Annotated in this window: 14 protein-coding genes; 3 read left to right on the forward strand and 11 right to left on the reverse strand. The window is 47.7% G+C overall.

Going from position 1 to position 20,878, the window contains the following annotated elements; genetic code table 11:
- Positions 1–15: 15 nt before the first annotated feature.
- Positions 16–552 (reverse strand): sigma-70 family RNA polymerase sigma factor, encoded by a 537-nt coding sequence (locus UNH61_RS22300; protein WP_326994220.1) that lies wholly within the window; start codon positions 550–552, stop codon positions 16–18.
- Positions 553–650: 98 nt separating this feature from the next.
- Entirely contained in the window at positions 651–1,226 is a 576-nt protein-coding gene (locus tag UNH61_RS22305; RefSeq protein WP_326994221.1) for a hypothetical protein, read from the reverse strand.
- Between the two features lie 269 nt (positions 1,227–1,495).
- Here UNH61_RS22305 and UNH61_RS22310 point away from each other — a divergent pair, with 269 nt between their 5' ends.
- The 3 genes from UNH61_RS22310 to UNH61_RS22320 all read left to right on the forward strand — a co-directional run bounded on the left by UNH61_RS22310 (position 1,496) and on the right by UNH61_RS22320 (position 6,271).
- The gene (locus UNH61_RS22310) at positions 1,496–2,239 is read left to right on the forward strand and encodes a hypothetical protein (RefSeq protein WP_326994222.1); all 744 of its coding nucleotides are present in this window, start codon (positions 1,496–1,498) and stop codon (positions 2,237–2,239) included.
- Positions 2,217–3,041: an SUMF1/EgtB/PvdO family nonheme iron enzyme gene (locus UNH61_RS22315; protein WP_326994223.1), complete on the forward strand. Its 825-nt coding sequence runs from the start codon at positions 2,217–2,219 to the stop codon at positions 3,039–3,041. The genes UNH61_RS22310 and UNH61_RS22315 overlap by 23 nt, the downstream gene beginning before the upstream one ends.
- A 260-nt stretch (positions 3,042–3,301) precedes the next feature.
- Positions 3,302–6,271: a glycoside hydrolase family 2 TIM barrel-domain containing protein gene (locus UNH61_RS22320; protein WP_326994224.1), complete on the forward strand. Its 2,970-nt coding sequence runs from the start codon at positions 3,302–3,304 to the stop codon at positions 6,269–6,271.
- A gap of 258 nt (positions 6,272–6,529) precedes the next feature.
- Here UNH61_RS22320 and UNH61_RS22325 read toward each other — a convergent pair whose 3' ends face one another.
- From UNH61_RS22325 to UNH61_RS22365, 9 genes are all read right to left on the reverse strand, one after another.
- Entirely contained in the window at positions 6,530–7,747 is a 1,218-nt protein-coding gene (locus UNH61_RS22325; RefSeq protein ID WP_326992991.1) for an IS4 family transposase, read from the reverse strand.
- A gap of 117 nt (positions 7,748–7,864) precedes the next feature.
- Positions 7,865–8,797 carry a DUF4434 domain-containing protein gene (locus UNH61_RS22330; protein ID WP_326994225.1) on the reverse strand — a complete coding sequence of 311 codons (933 nt, stop codon included), beginning with the start codon at positions 8,795–8,797 and terminating at the stop codon, positions 7,865–7,867.
- A 5-nt stretch (positions 8,798–8,802) separates the two neighbouring features.
- Entirely contained in the window at positions 8,803–10,722 is a 1,920-nt protein-coding gene (locus UNH61_RS22335; protein WP_326994226.1) for a sodium:solute symporter family protein, read from the reverse strand.
- Positions 10,723–10,735: 13 nt separating this feature from the next.
- Complete coding sequence (locus tag UNH61_RS22340; RefSeq protein WP_326994227.1) at positions 10,736–11,395, reverse strand: GDSL-type esterase/lipase family protein; 660 nt, start codon at positions 11,393–11,395, stop codon at positions 10,736–10,738.
- Positions 11,396–11,401: 6 nt separating this feature from the next.
- Positions 11,402–12,784 carry a DUF5009 domain-containing protein gene (locus UNH61_RS22345; RefSeq protein WP_326994228.1) on the reverse strand — a complete coding sequence of 461 codons (1,383 nt, stop codon included), beginning with the start codon at positions 12,782–12,784 and terminating at the stop codon, positions 11,402–11,404.
- Between the two features lie 19 nt (positions 12,785–12,803).
- Complete coding sequence (locus UNH61_RS22350) at positions 12,804–14,201, reverse strand: family 10 glycosylhydrolase (protein ID WP_326994229.1); 1,398 nt, start codon at positions 14,199–14,201, stop codon at positions 12,804–12,806.
- A 47-nt stretch (positions 14,202–14,248) separates the two neighbouring features.
- Positions 14,249–15,934 (reverse strand): DUF5018 domain-containing protein, encoded by a 1,686-nt coding sequence (locus tag UNH61_RS22355; protein ID WP_326994230.1) that lies wholly within the window; start codon positions 15,932–15,934, stop codon positions 14,249–14,251.
- 31 nt (positions 15,935–15,965) lie between these two features.
- A complete protein-coding gene (locus UNH61_RS22360) occupies positions 15,966–17,663 on the reverse strand; it encodes a RagB/SusD family nutrient uptake outer membrane protein (RefSeq protein WP_326994231.1) in 1,698 nt (565 codons plus the stop codon).
- An 18-nt stretch (positions 17,664–17,681) separates the two neighbouring features.
- Complete coding sequence (locus tag UNH61_RS22365) at positions 17,682–20,867, reverse strand: TonB-dependent receptor (RefSeq protein ID WP_326994232.1); 3,186 nt, start codon at positions 20,865–20,867, stop codon at positions 17,682–17,684.
- Between the last annotated feature and the right edge of the window lie 11 nt (positions 20,868–20,878).

The following is a 20,878-nucleotide window of genomic DNA, read 5'->3' on the forward strand; positions in this document are numbered from 1 at the left end:
TAACAGAAAATTTTTTTAGAACAGGAAAAAAGAACGGAATGCAAAGTACTTTTTGAGGTGTTTCACCGCCCGGGCAATGTGGTTATCCACGGCTTTTACGGAGATAGACAGCTGCAGGGCTACTTCCTTATAAGAATATCCTTCCAGACGGTGCAGCGTAAAAGCCTGTTTTCTTTCAGGAGGTAATTGATCCAGCAGTTGATATAACCGCTGCCGGGTATCTTTTTCCTCCGCAGGGTCTTGCAGTTGTATTTCAAGGGGAACTTTTTCGTTCAGCGTATGCCCAATCCGTGTGGCTTTGCGCTGTTTCTTCCATGCATCCACATAAACGGTGTAGGCAATGTTAAACAGGTGCTGATCGAGGGAATATTGCTCATTGAGCGAACCACGGTATTGCCATAGTTTCAGGAAGGTAGTCTGCAACAGGTCGCGGGCATCTTCCTCAGATCTTGTTTTTTTGAGGAAGTAGTAAAATACCTTATCCCGGCAGGTAATATAAGCCTGCTCATAAGACCACTCGTCCCCCTGTTTTATGGCTGATACTAATTCCAAGATGTTACAAATGTAATATTTTTCGGAAATGGTTGGTTCCCTTGTTTAAATGCAAAAATATAGTTTATAGTCTACAAAACCTATAGGATAATAATATTTTAATTCTTCACCGGCATATCCGTAAAATAACTCACCTCTCCTCCCGGTGTAACCTTCAATACAATGGGCCTGCCTTTCTTATCTGCCAGTTCAATAAAATAATTATCTTCATCCTGAAACTGCAGCCCGTAAAGGATCATATCGGTATCATTGTATTCATTATCATCATAGAAAATAACCGGAGCCTTTTCATAGTTAGTATAGTGCTTTATTATTTCCTGTCGGGCTTTTGCAGGCAGGTCGCTGAATTTCCGCGGCGAAAGCGTACCCACCAGCTGTGCGCCATAATCGTAATAAGCTGAGATTTCGTTGCCCTGTGGATCTGTGAATGTGGCTTTATCGAAATAGAGATCGCGCGACCATTGTACATTGCGCGCATTTCCAAAATCTATGTTGAACTGATTTTTTGCTGCCGTGCTGATATCTTTTCCTTCCAATTTCCTCAGGGTGATCTTTTGCTCATGCCGTTCTTTGCGCGCTTCTTTTTTATTCATGGCAAAAACGGGATTATCGGACTGGGCATGCAGGGAGATGGTCGCGATAATAAAAGCTGACGAAATAATTAACTTTTTCATGATTGCATCATTTAAAATTTCACAATGATCAGTAGTTACAGTGCCGGATAAAATGATACTACAGATCTAACAAGGTTTAACACCAGAAGTTCTTACGGCCGTGTTAAATAAGGTTAACTGGCAGTCTCTTCTGCTGTGCCCTGCGTTCCGTGCGGGCAATTTTCCGCTCTTTTTCCGGCTTTAACATAACTTTCGCACAAGGGAAATGTTTGGCAAATACCACTGCCTGCTTTATCTTTCCGTCGATTTTCAATCACCAATTTTAACATATGAAAAAGATCGCTGCGCTGTTTGCGCTCGTAGCTGTTAACACCGTTTGTTTTGCCCAGGAAGAAACCGAATGGAAAGACGCCAGCAAGGAAAGCCAGGCATATCATGAGTACCGTCTTAAACTGAGCCGTCCACCGGATGGATTGGCCAAAGTAACGGCATTGCTGGAGAAAACCCCTGTAGCCGACGACGGCCAGAATGTACTGCCACAGAAGGAGTACATGGCGCTGAGCCTGCGTGAGAAATTCACCTATCACATGATCCACGCGGAATCTTACAGTCAGAACTGCGATGCACGGCCGCCTATACAGGACGAGCAGAAAAAAATATTCGCGGAACTGCCGGATGCCTTTGGAGAGGCCAACTGGAGCCAGCGCCAGCGGAATTTTCTCAGCTCCAACCGCGACTCTGTTATTGCGTTGCTAAGCGCTTCCATTGCCAGAAGCAGCCGGGTAGGCGTGAATTACAAACTGGCCATCAGTGAAACCAACGGCCGGGAACTGATCCCTTTGCTGATCAGCACTTACAAAAAAGAACGCAAAGACCACGACATACTTACCCTCCTGATGTTGCTCATGGTAAAAGGAGAATACGCACCTTTTATGTCGTCGCCATCCTATAAGAAGTTATACACCAGCGAACAAAGCAGCTACGATGCTTACCTGAATTACAACCAGGCAAACGAAGATCTTATCATTCAACGGGCCACTGCCTATTACGATGGACTTCCAAAGAAAGGCTAGCAGCCTGCTATTGCTGATATTGTGTATACACACCTGCCTGGCGCAATCGCCCTGCGGATATGTACTGGTGCCGAAAGGAACATACCATATCGGTAAAAAGGGGCATTTGCTGAATCCTGCCAGGCAGGTGCAGGTCGATAGCTTCTACATCGCTGCCTGCGAAACCACTAACCGGCAATTTGCCGCATTTGTTGCCGCTACCGGGTATGTCACTGATGCTGAAAAAAAGCATGATGCGCTGGTGTTTGTACCCGGACTGGCAGAATTTGAATGGAACAACGACAGCACCGCGTACTGGCGTTATCCCAACGGCGTAAGCCAGGGTGGCATCGACAATAAAATGAATCACCCGGTCACCTGCATCAGTTACAACGATGCAGTAGCCTACTGTAACTGGGCCGATGTACGGCTGCCTACTCTGGAAGAATGGGAAATAGCCTCCCGGGCTGGTGCGGTTACTGATTATTTTTTTGGAGACAGGAAAGCCAACATTAGCCCCTATGCTAATATCTGGCATGGGCCCGATCACCTGAAAGCCGATAGCACCGATGGATATATGTATACATCGCCTGTAGCCAGTTTCAAGCCCAACCCCTGGGGCTTGTATGACGTATATGGTAATGTGTTTGAATTTTGTTCCGGGAAGATAAAGCCCGATGAGAGTACTACGCTGGCGCATGCCCGGGGCGGATCCTGGTGGTGCAGTAAGCGCTCCTGCTCTTTTTTCAACTCCGTGGATATTGGCCGGGTTAATAAACGCGCATCGTTTAGCAATCAGGGGTTCCGGGTAGTGGAGAATTAGCGGCCGCCGCCACCCATTGTAAGGATCACCACTTACCTGTATTGGAAAGCAGATGCGCTTCTTCCTGTATGTTACCAGGAGGAAAAACCAACCCGGCACTGGAAAACACCCGGCGTGCCATCGCTTCCATTCGGGCATTCCTTTCCTCTGCCTGCCACTTGTTACTATCCTGCAGGATCAGATAAAATCCTGAACAACCCTGTAACCTATGCGTTTAAAAAATTAACACAGGAGCAATAATCAGAAAAATTCAGAATGGCATGAACATGAAAAATTCACGAAAGAAATTAATCGGCTATTTGTTGCAGTATCTTTTTCTGCTGATGTTTATATCCGCCGGAAGTAGTGCACAGTCTCGTATTCCGTTAAGACAAACGCTGGACCTGAACAGCAATTGGGCATTTTGCCAGCAGGATGTCCCGGATGCTGCCGCCACAGATTTCGACGACTCCTCCTGGGAAGGTGTCAGCATTCCTCATGTAATGGGGATTACGCCTAAACATAACGGGGGAGGCAAAGTATATCAGGGAACAGGCTGGTATCGCCGCCATTTCACTGCGCCTGTACGTTGGGATGGCCACCGGCTTTACCTTTCGTTTGAAGGCGTTCAGATGGATTGCGAAATATATCTGAACGGAGAAAAACTGGGCGAGCACCACGGAGGATATATGGGATTTGGTCTGGACATCTCCGGCAAAGTACGCTTCGGCAAATCAAATATACTGGCAGTGAAAGTTTCCAACCTCGACAATCCACATACACCGCCGGGCAAGAAAATGCTGACACTGGATTTTAACTACTATGGGGGCATCTATAGAAATGTATCCCTCTCTATTACTCATCCGTTGCACATCTCTGATGAATTGGAAGCTAACAAAATTGCAGGAGGCGGTATATTTATTTTGAGTAAAAATGTATCCCGCGAAAAAGCAGCACTGCTGGTAAATACACAGGTAGTTAACGCCGGCTCACAGGCAACTAAAACCATGCTGCTTACAAAGTTGATCGACAAAAGCGGCCGGGTAGTAGCTTCCGCACAACAAACCATCATCATAAACGGAAAAGCAAACACCACTTTCAGGCAACAACTTAATATTATAAAACCATTTCTCTGGCATCCGGACCATCCTTATTTGTATCAGTTGGAATCAGTTGTATATGACGGTAAAATGCCGATCGATAAACGCATTACTCCAACCGGTATCCGTACTATTTCATTTACATCGCCGGATGGAAAAGCGGACGGCTTTTATATTAACGGAGAAAAGTTATACCTGAGAGGAGCAAACCGGCACCAGGTATACCCCTACGTAGGAGATGCGGCGCCAGCTTCCATGCAATACAGGGATGCCTTGCAGCTCAAAAAAGGCGGGTTCAATGCAGTGCGCGCAGCGCATTATCCATCGTCGCCGGATTTCCTGCGTGCATGCGACGAACTGGGACTGCTTGTTATCGAATGCCAGCCTGGCTGGCAATATTATAGCAATGACAGTACTTTCAAGACACGAACATTCCGTGATATCAGGCAAATGATTCGTCGCGACCGGAATCATCCTTCCGTATTCCTTTGGGAAACATCGCTGAACGAATCGCCTACACCTGCCAGCTGGATGCAGGAAGCCGTACGGATAGCGCATGAAGAAATGCCAGGCGATCAGATGTTTACTGCTGATGACTATAACCAACGCAGCCGTGATCATTATGACGTTTTCTATAAACTCGTCAATCCGGATATGACAGATCCCGCTCCCGGCAAGCCTTCGCTCACCCGCGAATGGGGTGATACCTGGGTGGCCGATGCGGCAAAAGAAAATGGGCTCCGCGCCTCCAGGAAATATACTGCCCGTGGCCTGATCAATCAATGCATACTCCGTCAGCAGGCACTGAACGGCGAAACCAGCGAAGAACACGGCGGATACTGGGATCATGCCCGGCTGGATGCAAACCCTCGCATCGGCGGATACTTCGTATGGAGCTACAACGACTATACCCGCGGCAGCGATCCGGTAACTGCTTTCAGCGGCGTAGTAGATATGGACCGGTACGAAAAGTTCAGTTATTATCAGCTGCAATCCATGCAATCGGCGCGGAACAAAGCTTACGGCCCCATGATATTCATCGCCAGCTACAATAACCTGCCGGATATGGATTCTACCATCGTTGTTTTTTCCAACTGCGACACCGTGATGTTATATCGCAATAACAAACCTGTTGGTATGAAAACGCGCTCCGCTAATGCGGTTACCGCACCATTTGTTGCGGCCAAAGGAGGAAGTCCCCTATATGCGTTCCCGTTAGGCAGCTACGAGCCGGGCATACTACGTGCGGAAGGATGGCTGGATGGAAAGCTGGTTTGCAAACACACCATCAGTACTCCGAAAACAGCGAGGCAATTAGAAATTTCAATACCCGAACCCACACTACAGCCTGTGGCCGACGGATCAGACATGATCCCCGTATATATCAAAGTATGTGATGAAAATAACACTATTGTCACCAATACCGAAGCAGGACAATCCTATGAAATCAAACTCCATGTTACGGGGGCCGGTTATCTTGCAGGCGGTAATATTCCTTCAGCAGAAATTGCTGTACAACATACCGAAGGGGGCATTGGATATGCCCTGATAAAAACCGCTGATATGCCGGGCGATATCAGGATCTCAGCCGAATGTAAAGGTTTGAAAGGCGCCGTAAAAATCATAAAAACCCGGGCCCGCACTACGCAAATAGTACCAGATGCCCCCCATTCGAAATGGGTGCGTGACTATGAACGTACTTATTCCAAATCTACGGCGAAAACCAGCCAGGACAGTATGCAGCAAGAAATCCTGTTGAAAGATGCAACGATCGTTATTAATGATCTGGTTAATCCGCCGGGCGCCGCCAGTTTAACAGACGGTAATAATTTCAGCGGCTGGACTGCGCCCAGTGACGCATTTCCACTGGCGATCACACTTCACCTCGGCAAAACTTATTCGTTAACAGGAAACCAGGTTTTCTGGGGAAAAGACAGCGACTGGTACACTTACAGGGTAGAAACTTCGGCGGATGGAGTAACGTGGACGGTTGTAAGCGCTGATAAATTGTCAAGCGGACAAGATTACAAGCCAGTACCATTTAATCGTCAGCATGTACAACATGTGCGCTATGTTATTACTGGTATTAAACCCGAAAGTAGTCGTGTAGCAGTAAAGGAAATATTACTATTTGGTACGCCGGAACATTGATAGAAACGCCGTGGCTGATCTGACATTGGTGTCCGGGGAAAATAAGAAGTCAATGAATTAAAACGGGGACAATCGTCCCCGTTTTTCGGTATTTTCAAGTTACCACACTTTAAAAAAGTACCATGAGTAAAGGTATATATTTACCGGACACCAGTAATTAGAAATTACTGGTGTCCGGTAAAACTTAGGCTTGATCAAAAAGCCTAGGTTTTACGGGCATAAAAGGTTCAAAAAAGGGATATTTAAAGTTCCAGGCCCCTATGTGGCAAATAGCAAAAGCGGAGAATCTTTAGCTTTATACTGATTGAACCTGTCTAAAAGGCTTTTTTCGGCCGCCGTGATAAAGGCTTTAAGGTTCATATAAGTCATCATATGTAGCCTGACCATACTAACCAGATTAGAAAAGGACCATTTGCATTTGTAGTTAGAGCTGATTACTTTAAGAATAAGATCAGCAATCATTACACACCAGATTTGTATTTTAATAGCATTGGGGCTATCTCCCAGAAAGTATCTAAGGGGATAATTTTGCTTTAGCCGCTTAAATAATAATTCAATCTGCCACCTTTTATGATAACAATCAGCTATAGTAGCAGGTTTGAGATGAAAATCATTAGTTATAAATTCAAAGATATGGCCGCTTTTTTTGTCCTTATAAGTAATAAGTCGGGCCTTTACCTTAGCATTTTTTTTATTATGATTATGTCCTAACTCAATTTCCCGGTCAGCTAAAACCCCCTTGTTTACCTGCGACTCACTGATGGGACGATCTTCGATAATTGTATGAATGGAACTATCGATGTTACGGGTTATCCATGTAATGGCTCCTTCATCCAAAGTGTTATAAGCACTATAGTCTCTGTATCCTTTATCAAATACCAGGATTGACCCGGCAGGTAACACCACTTTTTTAAGAAAGGAAACATCAGCTTTGGCAGCAGCGCTGAATCTAACCATACAGGGTACATCCTGATCGCTTCTCATTAAAGTGTGTACTTTAATACCGCCTTTGCGTCTTCCATCCATATCAGATTTACCTGCCCCTTTTAATATCTGCTGAAACAGGCTGATAGTGGTAGAATCAAACAGATAAAGTTTTGATGCCAGTTTTGCCGGCCGGCTGTCCGGTAAAAATTGTCCATACCGCTTTAATAGTTCCAGGTAGATGGCTTCAAAAACTTTTGTACCTCTACGTATACTGGCATCAGAAATAGTACTCCTTCTGGGCGGATGGGTGATGCCCAGATGGGCTAGTCGGTGCTCCCAGGCCAGCATGCCTGTAGTAACCTCCCGCAAGGAGCTACACTGATTAATTATACTGTAAAGTAGCGTCACCAGATGATCATAGGTCTTGAATCGCTTACAGCAACGATCTGCCTGATAGTGAATGGCTAATTTGTTCACCAGCGGTCTGGGAATAAAAGAAAGTAACTGACTAAATATCGGCTGTCCGGTAAAATATATACCTTTACTCATGGTACTTTTTTTAAGTGTGGTAACTTGAAAATACCAAAAAACGGGGACGATTGTCCCCGTTTTTATTCATTGACTTCTTTTTTTCCCCGGACACCAATGATTAGAAATTCCTAATTCTTAAAACGTTTCCATGTATTCCCGATACCTGTTATAAAGATGCCCCGCCTGCAAATATGCCGATTGTGGGCTCATAAAATGGGAGAACTCAAACGTAATTGCTTTATCATATCCCGCTTTGCGGGCCGCTTCCAACTTAAGCCGCAGCTTTTCGAATTTGATAGGCAGGAATTTAATGGGCATATCCCGGTCAAAGCTTTCCGCATTTGTCCAGCATTGCAATCCATACTTATCAGCCATCGTCTTGTTCACACGGAAGAAATCTTCCAGCTCACTGTAATCGATATGTCCGTCCTGGAATGCCACTGCATCTACGGCTCCGCGGATGCCATCGAATATTTCGCTCCACTCCTTTTCATGTTCCTTCAGTGATACGGCATCTTCTTTGGTAAGTGCGGATGATGCTGCCATCACGGCTTTCTTTCCGTCTATCCACGGCGATATTAATGTGGGCAGGCCATTGCTCACCTGTTTACATTGCAGGCCCAACGTACGGAAAGCCGCAGCTGCTCCTTTCGTTTTACGACTGATCTCCATGCTCAGGTACCATCCTTTAAAACTGCGGTGGTGGCCATATTTCTGCCAAACTTCATCGATCACAAAACGATTACTGTCTATCTCGTGCTGCATATCGCCTGTATCCCAGTACATGCCGCTGTCGTATAATCCGAAATAGAAGTTCATGCCGAATTCATCGGCCAGCTCCAGGAACAACTGCACCAGGTCTACCGGTGGTTTGTAACAGCCATAAGTTTTCATCAGGTAAGCCGATGGCCAGGTGATAAACCTGCGATAACCGCCACGGATCAGTATTACGGTATCGATACCAATAGCCTTCATGTGCTCAAAATCTTTCCGCCACTCGGCGCGGCCCCAGTTCTGATGAGGAATGTCGTGGCTGATCTCATCCAGGAAAGTTCCGGTAATTTTCATTTATACTAATTTTCTGTGTTTATATTTTCGGCAGCAGCCGCGATATGATGTACGCGTGCAGGCGCCGGGCTCTCCCCTGCTGTGATATGCAGCCGGTCGTACCAGGTGAACTTCAGCGTAATCATGCAAACAATCCATACTCCCATCGACAGGAAGCCTTTCCCGAAATAACCGAATACAAAACATATCGGCATAATCACCATACTCATCTGCCAGCAGATACCTGTCAGTATATTGAAGATATCCCATTTCAGCTGTTGGTTAGGCATAAACCCGGGATCTGTTTTCTTTGCCCAGGCAACTACAGGCTTCCACCAGCCCCAGGGACGGGTATCCATATAAAAGGCAGTCAGCGTGTCGCGGCCCGGAGCCGGGGTCAGCAAACATCCGAGGATGCTGCCCGTCATAGAAAATACGAGAATAACGAAGAAGGAGATCAGCGTGCCGATACCACTGCCAAACAGGCCGGCATATTCCGGGAACCAGTTAGTAGCCAGATACGCCATCAGCTGCGGTACAAATGTAGCAGAGATAAGCCCGGTGAGCATACCTGCAAAATAACCGTATCCATTAAAGCGCCACCATATCCACTTCAGTACGTTGGCTGCGGCATAGCCGCCATATAGCGCTGAAGAAATCCACAAGGTGAGTGAGCTCAATGAATTTGCAAACAGGCCAAAAATGCAGCCGGTAACGATTACCGCCACGGAAGTGAAATAGCTCCATTTCACATAATGTCCGGGTGCTTCATTGGGCCTGAAATATTTTTTGTAGAAATCATTCACCAGGTACGCTGGCGCTGCATTTACAAATGCAGAAAAAGTACTCATGAAAGATGCCAGCAAGCCAGCAAGCACAACGCCTCTCACTCCGGCAGGCAGATAACCGCCTACCACTTTGCTGAGTATCACTTCAAAGTCGGGCTGCTGCTGCGCTTTCAATTCAGCCATAAAATAATTGATCCCGATCAGCGTCAATGCACTTACCATCATAAACAACGGAATATACAGTACCAGGTTGGTGAAGCCGGTAAGCATCGCTGCTTCTTTCGGCTTGCGCGCACTGAGGATACGTTGCATATCAAATCCTGGTACAGGGCCAGCCAAACTGGAAAACACGCCTTTTGCAATCATCATCATCACCAGCGCACCAAACCAGGTAAAGCCATCGGCGTTTATTTTCTGATTGGCCTGTGGGAACGAATCGTTCCAGTTCACATCCAGTTTCCAGGTAGGCCAGAAATGGCTCCAGCCTTCAGGCAGCCGCTGATGCAGCGAAACATAATCCACATCGTGCACCGCATAAGCCACCACCAAAACACAACTCACCAGCAGGATGCCATATTGCAACACCTCTGTTGCCACCACGCTGTACATACCACCTTTCACGGTATACAGGGTTGTCAGCGTTACAATGATCACCGCATAGGTTTGCTGGCTGCTCAGCAGCGGATTACTCAGATCCCAGGGCAATATGCTGCCCGCAAATTTTCCGATCCCAACAAACACATATCCTATAAACCCGATTACACTCACGATCGCAAACAACACTACAATAATATGTGCCAGCCTGCCACCACGCTCATCACCGAAACGTTTGATGATCCAATCGGCTCCGGTCATGGCGTTGCTCCGCCGTATCCAGATGGCCAGAAACACCATTACAAAAATCTGATTCCAGATAGGCCATAGCCAGGGCAGCCACGCCGCCTTGAAACCATACACAAATAATAACGCCACATAGAAAGCCGTACCGCTGACATCAAACATGCCGCTGCTGTTACTGAATCCCAGCCAGTACCACTTTATGTTATTATCTCCCAAAAAATAAGACTGTATATTTTTGGAAGCTTTCTTTGAGATCCAGAATCCCAGCCCTACTATGATGGCGAGGTAAAGGAAGATGATAGAGATATCCAGTGACATAGAGAATTACGAATTAAAAATTAGGAGTTAAAGCTTTCACCCATCTCAAATATCCTTTACCCGATAAATGCAACCCGTCGTAAGTATATCCTGCTTCCAGCTGACCGGAGTTATCCAACAGCTGGTGATAGATATCGAGGTAAGTGACTTTCATATCGGCTGCCAGCTGATGCAGCCCTTCATTGAGGAACTGGATTTGTTCGTTGGTGCCGTTATAGTATTGCCTGCCTATCAGATCGTTGTTGATGGGCAGCACGCTTTGTACATATATCTTTGTTGCAGGAGATGCCTTTTTTACGGCGTCAATGATGCGCCGGTAATTATGTACGATCGCGTCGGCCGGCATTTTTTTATTGATGTCGTTAGTGCCAACAAGAATGAATAATTGCTTTGGCTGATGCCGCGTCACTTCATCCACTCTGGCGAGCAACCCATTGGTATTGTCGCCGGCAATGCCGCGGTTCAGGATGTTAGCCTTCCCGAAGAACTCACACCAGTCGCCCCACTGCGTAATACTGTCTCCAAAAAAAACAATTGGTTTACGCGCCACCGGCAGCTGGCGGAAATATGCTGTACGGCTGTCGTACAGGTAATTGTGATAGGTAGAATCCTGTGCCTGCAGTTGTCCTGCGGCCAGTAGCGTACAATACAATATCAGTAATTTCTTTCGCATATACATTTAAGTTTTCCAGTACCATTGTCTGGCGGCCATCCAGGCCGCCAGGCCGGACACCATCCCTGTAAATAAAAATCCCCTTAACACGCCGCTCCAGGGCTGATGAGCCATCGCTTCAAAGACGGACATAGTGCCTGTCAGGTATAGCAGCGGCAGCAATAACAGGTTGCCGCCAACATAGGCTACCATGGGATTCCGGCCGGCGAGCGACAGATAATGGATGATACCCCTGCCGGCATAGCTATGTTGCAGGGCATAAAAAATGATTAGTACAAGGAATGCCAAACCCGCCGAAACAAAGTAGTAGCTAAACGTGGCAGGATCTTTCTTTATTCCCCCTTCAAAGGCTTCAAAGCATAGTCCCAACAGCACAAGATAAGTACCGGACTGCAGGAAAAGCAGTAATAAACGGGGTACCTGTTGTGTATTTTTTTGTAAGATAATAAAACAGCTTATCAGACCCGCCACTGTCACAAAAAAATTGATGGTAGTATGCCGGCTGAACAGCAGACACACATTTGCGATCAGCACCAGGGCAGCACAGCAACCCAGGCCATATAACGGGCGCGTTGCCTGAAGCGGGCCTCTGGTACTGTATTCCAGCATCCAGTCGCCCGCAAGCGTTCCGGGCAACAAAATAAAAAGATACTTTAAATAGGTACTGTTATACAACCAGGGTACGGGCGACCAATGCAATAATTCATAGCACCAGTTACCCGGCTGTGTACCACTGAGATAAATACCAGCCAGTAAAGGCAACAACGCCATGCGCCATAACGGATGCTGCCTTGTAACATACCACCACAAGGTACCTGCAAACGAAACATTCGCCAGTATGAGAATAATGATATCGCTGTTGTATAGAGAAAATCCTTTACCGCTTTCAAAAGGCAACGTACAAATGAGCGTACCCGCCAGCAGCCATGCCCCTGCTTTCAGCACACGCCAGATAATATTACCTGCAGGTGGCTGAAAGAACTGGAGAAATAGCAACACAAATGCCAGCAACGATAACCCGTAGTCTATGCTCCGCGGCTGTTGATGCAGCCCTGCTGCCGTCATCTGCCGGGAAAACAGGGCAAAGAACACCAGCAATACAAAGCGTTTGGCTGCCGCCAGCATAATGACCGGAAAGTTGCTGCCTGCAGCTATTTTCTTTTTCAACGACAGCGGAATGGCGGCTCCCATGCTAAACAGAAAGAAAGGAAACACCAGATCCACCCAGCTGATACCCGGTAACGCAGGATTGAATTCATGCGCAGGAGGCGGCTCCTGCGCATGGTACATCCATGCCGGCAATATGCCGAAAGCAATACTGCCGGCTAATATCATTCCGAAAATGGCGAGGCCTCTCAGGGCATCCAGACTGTGATTACGTTGATTCATTGCGTTCCCCCTTAATTCCTTATTGCGCCAACCCCGCTTTCACTTCGTCCCATAATGGCTGCTGCAGCTTGTTGTATTGTGGCGCGTAGATATGTACCAGGTCAAATATCATCACACCGGAAGTTTTGGAAAGAATCAGCTTAATCGCCTTGCGGATATCTGTTTTATTATTCCAGTCGGTATTCCCCGCGTCAATACCGCCCACCAGCGGCACCCTGCCTTTAGTAACATAACGGCCACCATTCAACGAACCCTCCAGGCTCCACCAGTGATACGTTAATCCTGCTGTGGCCGGATTATCAGCCAGCATAATCTGGGAATAGTAATTACCTGTCATGAGTATGCCCAACTCGTCGGCATAGCCATAGTCTTTTGTTTGCGGATAAGCCCAATCCATGCGCAGGCGCTGATCATTGAACGGATCATACTGATTGCTGGCCCAGTTCACGCCTACCGGGTAATAATCACCATACCAGCCACCTACGTAGGCGCCAAACAAAGCATCGGCCCTTGCAGCCTTTATGGCAGCATGTGCCTTTTTTACAAAGTTGTAGATCACGCTCATCCGGTACGCCAGCCAGCGTTTATAATACTTGCCGGTAACAGCCGGCACAGTTTGCCCGTTTTCGCTTTTCCACAACGATACCACATCTCCCGGGAACATCATATAATTGGCACTCGGATCATTGAAGGTCGATTTCAGGTACTGCACGAACTGTGTTTTACTATAGTCCGAGAAATCAGCATCTATGTTCGCGTAACGGGCATAGTCCAGTATAACACCATCTACCGGATATTTGGTAACGATCTCTTTCAGGATATTGATGATACGGTCCTGCACTTCGGGATAGGCGGGATTCACGAAACCAGGGCGACCGGTAGTTGTGATGGGAACGCGCTTGCCTGTCACATCGCAGACTACCGACTGATACTTATTCTTAAACGTTGCGTCCTCGAATACGGCGCCGGTTTGTGTATCCAGGTCTCCTTCCACGAATGTCATCACGGAAGCATATACTTTCATGTTGCGGGCTTTGGCTGTTTTCAGCATGAAGTCGAGATAATCCACTCCCGGTGGCAGCGTTTTCCCATTGTGGCTGCCCACCTTGCTGGTATAGGCGCTTTGGAAGACAGTATGGCCCGACGATTCTTTCACATCCACCACCAGCGAAGTGATACCGACCGACTGCAACGTATCGATTGTTTTGCGGATGGCAGCGGTATCATTAAAACGGCCATAAGTGCCGAATACATTAGCGTTCAGATCGATCCACACGATCGCTTCTTTTTTGCCGCCAGGCAGCAGCGTATCGGTACCTTCCCCACCGGTATCTACCGGTGGCGCTACATCATTCTTTTTCTTACAGCCAATTGCCAGTAAGAGTAAGAGAGCAGATATTACGGATAAATTTTTCATGACGGTGGTATTAAAGGCATGCAAGCTATGTTGCATGCCTGTTCACATTATTGATAGATGGTCAGTTCGTACCCTACAAATCCAACGTTGGTAAGCAGCATATAGATGTAAGCACTGGTTCTGTCGTCCGAGAAGCTCACACACATATCGCCGGTACCATTGCCGTTATCCGCCGCGCCATTGATTTCTTCTGAGTTGAATACATTGAAGGCAGCATAACCAGGATTAGCAGACGACATACTGATAGCCGATGGATCCGTTACATCAAACAACGAGATGTTTCCTCCATTCAGGCTCCAGGAAGTATATTTCAGGAAACCATAATAGCTGGCGCCATTGAACTGGAAGTATACGCCTGGTGCATGGAAGATGTAGCCGGTTGCATCGGTACCGAATGCAGTAGTGCGGGCATTGGTGGCGCCGTTTACCAACGCTACCTCGCCACCGTAGTTGAGGAAGTAACTACCGGAAAAAGATACTGCAGTAGGGGAAGCATCCGCCAGATAGCCCCAGCTGTCGCCGCTGCCAGACTGATAAGCAGCTACTACCGGTGCAGCACTGATATCCGGCACATTGGAGGCATTCACTACTTTTCCGTTGTGGATACGCCATTTGTAGATATTGAACGACAGCGAAGCAGTGGCATATACTACGGCATCTTTATTCAGATCCCCATAGATCCTTACTCTTCTGCCCAGTCCGCCCGGAGCTACGTTGTTGGTAAACTCCAGCAATTTTTCCGGTGCAGGATCAGTGGCGCTATTCCATTTATAGAGGCGGAACTTATCGCCAGAAGCAGCGAAGGTAGCGCCGAGCAATGCGCCGGTGCTGTCGTTCTGCATCTGGAAGGAATAGTAATCATTTGCCGGCAACGGCATATCAGATACATAATTACCAGTGATGCGATTGAACAGGCGTAACCTGGATGGGTTGGTATTGCTGACAATCACCAGATAGTTGCCACTTACTGCCATGCTGGTTTCGGTATAATTAGTAGAAATCCCGCCACCGCCGGCAGCAGCGCCCAACTTGATGAACAGCTTACGCGTACGACCAATACCGTAGAGCTTCTTCACCGGCGGCATCGCTTTCATGGTGTACTGTTTTACCACACCATCCACTCCCTTTACGGTAAAGGGTACGGCTGCGTTGAGGTTCACCATAGTACCCGGTGCTACCGACACCGTAGAATGGCTGTTTACCTGAACAGTTACTTTTGCTTTGCTGAGATCTGTTCCGGGCAATACGTAAAAGATGAGGTCATTATCTTTTGCAACACCCTCTACTTCTGTATCAGCGCCATCCTGTGTATAAGTCATGGTAGCGGCTTTTATACCAAGATCGCCTACTTTGTTTGCTACCACTACTACCGATCTTTTAAGACCTGTACCACCCTTGATTTCCAGCTTCACCGGTTTCGACAGATCCATCTGAACACCCAGTGCAGGGGTCACCACCGCATCCAGCGGCACGTTAGCGCGAAGGATCAGTTTAGTGATATCCGTTTCGTTATCCGACTCTTCAGGGTAGAAGTAAGGAACATCGATATAGGCGGTGTCTTTTGCCGGGCTGTAAACCGGGTTGAAGCTCACATCCTTTACACCTGGCAGCGCTACCCATATATCCTGCAGGTTATTGTCGTTCTTCGGAAACACCGGTTCCTGCTTATGGCAGGAACTAAGTGCGGTTCCTGTTCCGATGATGATTACAAGTGCTTTAAATATATTTCGCATGTACTTATCATTTATTGTTATGCATCAGCTGTTACCAGCCCTGGATCTGCTTCATAGCGGTATTATTCACCAGTTCTTCCTGGGGAATAGGCATGTAGTAGAAAGATGTGGGGAAGTAGCGGTTTTCTTTGTCGCAGTCTACTTCCGTGTAACTGAAACCGCTGCCGTTAGCCGTTACCTTATGTCCATGGAAGCGCACATTATTCAATACAATATGTGCTTTGCGCCAGCGCCGCAGATCCCAGTACCGATGTCCTTCGAAAGCCAGTTCTACTTTACGTTCATGCTCAATAGCCGCCATCAGTGCATCTGCTGTAACCGCTGCGGTTCCGGGTAAATGCACCCGGGTTCTCACTTTATTGAGAGACGTTTTCGCTTCGTCGAGGCGGTTCAGTTTTGTAAGCGCTTCCGCATGGATCAATAATACTTCGGCGTAACGCATTTCCATCCAGGGTTGCACGCTGTTCAGCACCAGTATGCTGGTATTGGTTTCATCCAGCATTTTGCGGAGGTAGTAACCGGTTACTGTTTTGCGGGGATCGGAGGCTACTTTAAAATCGATGTAGCCTTCTTTTTCATTATCCGGTGTAGTGTTCAGGGTACGGCCTTTCCAGGAGGCGCCATTATAAAGGATGGATGCGTAGAAACGGGGCTCCCGGCCATCATACGGATTAGCTGCCATGGCTGTTTCTGACCAGGAGAACTTACGTCCGTCGGCCATCTCGTATTCATTCACCAGTTCAGCGGTAGGTACACCGGTGGCGCCGCCCCCGTCTACATCTGCAGGTGGACAGAAATAAAAATCAAACTGATGGGTAACGGTAGTACGCTGGTAATAAACGGCGAAAACTGCTTCTTTGCTTGCAGGGTTGGTGAATACCTTTGCGTAGTCATCTTCCAAGGCATATATTCCTTCATTGGCCAGTGCAATCACTGCTGCAGCGGCATCTGCAGCGTGCTGATAGTATTCCGTTTTCTTAGCAGCAGGTACGCCGGTAAGTGCGTCTTTGTTAAACTGCTTGTTATCATAATCTGCAACGGAAGCAGCGTATAGCCATGACCGTGCTAACAGGCCATAGGCCGCTCCCTTGGTTGCGCGGCCTTTTTGGGCAGCCGGCCATTGTTTCGGCAAATGTTCCGCAGCAAAGCTGAGATCCTTTGCAATGAAATTCCACACCTCATCTTCACTGGCACGGGCATTGTTCTTTTCTGTAGTGAGTTTGTCCAGCAGGATCACACTTCCATTGATGCGTGCCAGCCAGAAATAAACATACCCTCGTATGAAACGCGCTTCTGCCTCATACTGCACTTTCTGCTCGTCCGTTACTTTGGCGTATTGCTGCAGGCCGTTGAGAAACTCATTCACCCGGCGGATCCGCTCATAGCCAGCATTCCAGTAAGAAACAGCCGGTGATGCAGCACTCACCTGCCCGGGGTTATAGGCTATTTTGTTCACTGTTCCATTACCTACGGTATTGGAAGTATATTTTTCAATATCCGTAAAGGCGTCCGTTGCATTGCTGTATCCAATGGGAAATTCGCCGAAGGAAAATGTTTTGAACTCATTATACATGCCGTAGATATACAAATCTACATTGGCGGCATTTTTCCAGATAGCGGCATCTGTATACCGGTCGCCGGGCATTCCATCCAGCTTACAGCCCTGTATTCCGGCAATCGACAGGCATATCAGTAAAGGCCATTTTATAGAAGCAAATAATCTTGTCATAAGTAATTGCATTTCCGGTTAGAAAGTAATATTGGCACCAAACGACATCATTTGTTGTTGCGGATAAAAACCGTTGTTGGCATTCGGCATTTCCGGATCCATGTATTTCAGATGATCCAGTGTAAAAAGGTTGGAGCCAGCCAGATAGAAACGGCATTTTTCCACATTCAGGCGTTTGAGGAGTAAGGGAGGCAGATTCACTCCTATTTGCGCAGATTTCAAACGCACATAGGCGCCATTCCTTATCCACTGTGAGTTAGCCCAGCCGTTGTGATTGGGAAAACCTGCCCTGTCGGCCGTCAGGCGGGGATAACGCGCATTAGGATTATCCGGCGTCCACGCCTGTTCAACGAGGTAATAAGGACTATTACCGCCACCGTAGAACGGACGGGTAAAAGGCGTATTGTCGTTCACGCCCCATACACCGGAAGAGCCTTCATATTCTCCGCCGAGCGATACATCCACCAGTGCGGCGCCTTGTATCAGCGCAGAGAAATCGAAGATGCCATAACGCAGTTCCAGGCTCAAACCATACATTAACTGAGGAATGTTGCTTCGCCCTATGTAAGTGATATCATCCGTTGTGATCTTTCCATCTCCATTAATATCCTTATACTTAATAAAGCCGGGAGCCGCACCACCACTGGGAGAAGAAGGCCAGTTGTTCACTTCATCCCAGTTCTGGAATAATCCTTCGGAAATGAAGCCTTTCTTTTCCCCGATACTATGCCCCGGACTTCTTTGCCAGGCGGGCAGGCCGTCGGGGTCGTTCTTTTGCAATATCTTATTACGCGACCAGTTCAGGTTACCGGTGATGCCATAATCCAGTTTTTTATTCACTGATTTACGGTGACTGATCTGCAGGTCGATACCCCTTACATCCGCCATTCCCCTGTTTACTACGGTAGGATAATAGCCTCCCATGGATGGAGGGAAAAGCCCTCCCTGTACATCCAGGATATCTTTAGTGAGTTTGTAGAAATAATCTGCAGCGATGGTGAGCCCGCCGTGGAAGAAAGTAGCATCTACCCCAACGTTAGTGGTGTAGGCATTTTCCCAGGTAAGCCCCGTATTGGGAATATTGTAAGAATAAATAGCAGATGCTGCTTTGTCGCCGATCACCATGATCGGGTTATCTGTCAGCTTAAAAGTTTGCAGGTATAAATAGTTGGCATTTCCCCTGTCGTTACCTGTTTTTCCGTAAGAGGCCCTTAATTTAAGGAAGTCGATCTTATCTTTCAACCCACTGAAAAACTTTTCATCGCTGAGCACCCAGCCTGCGGAAACAGCCGGAAAGAAGCCCCAGCGGTTGTTTACCGGGAAATACAACGATCCGTCGTAACGTGATACCAATTCCAGTAAGTAGCGGTTTTTATAAGCATAATTCAACCTGGTCACCAGGCCCGCACGGGCAGTGGTGCCGCTGTTGCCGGTGGGTTGAATGAAGTATTTATTATCCTGATCGCGGAAATCAATTTCTTTGAGCTCCGTTAGCGGCAGATTACCACCTCCTGCGGAAAAGCCGTTGTTATCGTATTGTGAGTATTCGTACAACGCCAGTGCTTTGATACTGTGTTCACCGATATTGGTGGTGTAGTTGATACTTGGCTGAAAGGTCTGGCGCACATTGTTTGCCTGCGACTGGCGAACAGTATTGATATTGATTCCCGGTGGCAGCGAAGGATTCCAGTACCAGCCGGCATTGCTTTGTTCCCGCACCATCAGGGTATAGGGTTCGGTCCAGCTTTTGAATTCCTGGAACGATTTATCGTAGGCGGTCATCAGCTTCAGGTCCAGGCCCTTTACATAAGGCACGTGTGCAGTAAACGTCAGCGCGCCCTGGAAGGTGCTGGTTACATAACGTTGCCAGCCGGAGTTGTCGATCACGGCCATCGGATTTACCACGCCTGAGTTAGAGCGTGTAGCCGTTGGCGTGCCATCAACAAAAGCGGGGATATTAGGCAGCGCTCTTACCGCCTGATAGAAAGGATTCATATACTCTCCGTCATCGGCTGCTATGCCGGTGCTGTTGCGGGTTTCCTGCCGCGCGCCGATATCAAATGCTACAGAAAATACTTTACTGATTTCAGCATCGATATTGGTTCTTACGTTATATCTTTTGTAATCCGATCCTTTTACAACACCTTCCTGATTCAGATAGCTGGCGTTGGAAAAATAACGGATCTTTTCTGTACCACCGCGAACGCTGACGCTGTGATGCTGCGCCATCGTTTTACGGCCGGTGAGCATGCCGGTCCAGTCGGTGTTACCGAGGAAAGGATCTTTATTGGTACCGTTACGCAGGGCAGCTATCTGTTGTTCGGTGTAGGTATAAGGCACCGGATCACCGCCGGTGGCGGTCAGATAATCGTTATCCATCTGTTCTCCTTTCCGGAACCAGTACATATAATCGGGTCCGTTGAGAAATTTGGGAAAGCGGGTGAAAGCGGTGCGGGTAACTTCTCCGTCGTAGGACACGACGGGCTTTCCGGTTTTACCTCTTTTAGTAGTTACGAGGATAACGCCGTTGGCGCCCTGTACGCCGTAGGTAGCTGCCGCAGCGGCATCTTTCAGCAGGGAGATGCTTTCTACCTCTGAAGGATCGAGGCTGCCGAAAGAACGTTGTACTCCATCCACGATTACCATCGGCGCGTTGCTGTTGAAGGTACTTTGTCCTCTGATGAGCAGCGAGGCATCATCAAATCCGGGGCGACCGGAAGTTTGCGTGGCCACGAGGCCTGGCAGTCGCCCGGCGAGCATATTGGTGAGGTTCATCGCTGGCGTTTTCTTCAGTTCCGCCGCTGAGATCTGCGTGACACTGCCGGTAAGGGAGGCTTTCTTCTGGGTACCATAACCCACTACCATTACTTCGTTCAGGTCTTTCAGATTCTCTTTTAATACAGCAATAACGGGATCGCCGGGAGCAGCGTTTATGGTAAGGGTAGTAAATCCGGTCATGGATACCTGCAAGGTGACCGGTGCATCGCCGGCCGCGATGCTGAAGGTACCATCAACAGTAGTTACCATGCCTTTCTGCGTTCCCTTTACGAGGATGGTGGCGCCCGGGAGCGGGTTCCCCTTTTCATCCTTAACAGTACCTCTGACTGTTTTCTGCTGGGCAGCAGCCGGCAGCAGCTGGATGATCATACATATCATCAGCATAAGACAGCGCCACATAAGCACTTTTAGATTTGGTTTACTCATAACTTTTGATT

Source organism: Chitinophaga sp. 180180018-3 (assembly GCF_037893185.1).
Taxonomy (GTDB): Bacteria; Bacteroidota; Bacteroidia; order Chitinophagales; family Chitinophagaceae; genus Chitinophaga.

What these genes read in the sequence shown, in the direction of transcription:
- UNH61_RS22305 (WP_326994221.1), bottom strand. Translation starts at nt 1,226, where the DNA reads ATGAAAAAGTTAATTATTTCGTCAGCTTTTATTATCGCGACCATCTCC.
- UNH61_RS22310 (WP_326994222.1), top strand. Translation starts at nt 1,496, where the DNA reads ATGAAAAAGATCGCTGCGCTGTTTGCGCTCGTAGCTGTTAACACCGTT.
- UNH61_RS22315 (WP_326994223.1), top strand. Translation starts at nt 2,217, where the DNA reads ATGGACTTCCAAAGAAAGGCTAGCAGCCTGCTATTGCTGATATTGTGT.
- UNH61_RS22320 (WP_326994224.1), top strand. Translation starts at nt 3,302, where the DNA reads ATGAACATGAAAAATTCACGAAAGAAATTAATCGGCTATTTGTTGCAG.
- UNH61_RS22325 (WP_326992991.1), bottom strand. Translation starts at nt 7,747, where the DNA reads ATGAGTAAAGGTATATATTTTACCGGACAGCCGATATTTAGTCAGTTA.
- UNH61_RS22330 (WP_326994225.1), bottom strand. Translation starts at nt 8,797, where the DNA reads ATGAAAATTACCGGAACTTTCCTGGATGAGATCAGCCACGACATTCCT.
- UNH61_RS22335 (WP_326994226.1), bottom strand. Translation starts at nt 10,722, where the DNA reads ATGTCACTGGATATCTCTATCATCTTCCTTTACCTCGCCATCATAGTA.
- UNH61_RS22340 (WP_326994227.1), bottom strand. Translation starts at nt 11,395, where the DNA reads ATGCGAAAGAAATTACTGATATTGTATTGTACGCTACTGGCCGCAGGA.
- UNH61_RS22345 (WP_326994228.1), bottom strand. Translation starts at nt 12,784, where the DNA reads ATGAATCAACGTAATCACAGTCTGGATGCCCTGAGAGGCCTCGCCATT.
- UNH61_RS22350 (WP_326994229.1), bottom strand. Translation starts at nt 14,201, where the DNA reads ATGAAAAATTTATCCGTAATATCTGCTCTCTTACTCTTACTGGCAATT.
- UNH61_RS22355 (WP_326994230.1), bottom strand. Translation starts at nt 15,934, where the DNA reads ATGCGAAATATATTTAAAGCACTTGTAATCATCATCGGAACAGGAACC.
- UNH61_RS22360 (WP_326994231.1), bottom strand. Translation starts at nt 17,663, where the DNA reads ATGACAAGATTATTTGCTTCTATAAAATGGCCTTTACTGATATGCCTG.
- UNH61_RS22365 (WP_326994232.1), bottom strand. Translation starts at nt 20,867, where the DNA reads ATGAGTAAACCAAATCTAAAAGTGCTTATGTGGCGCTGTCTTATGCTG.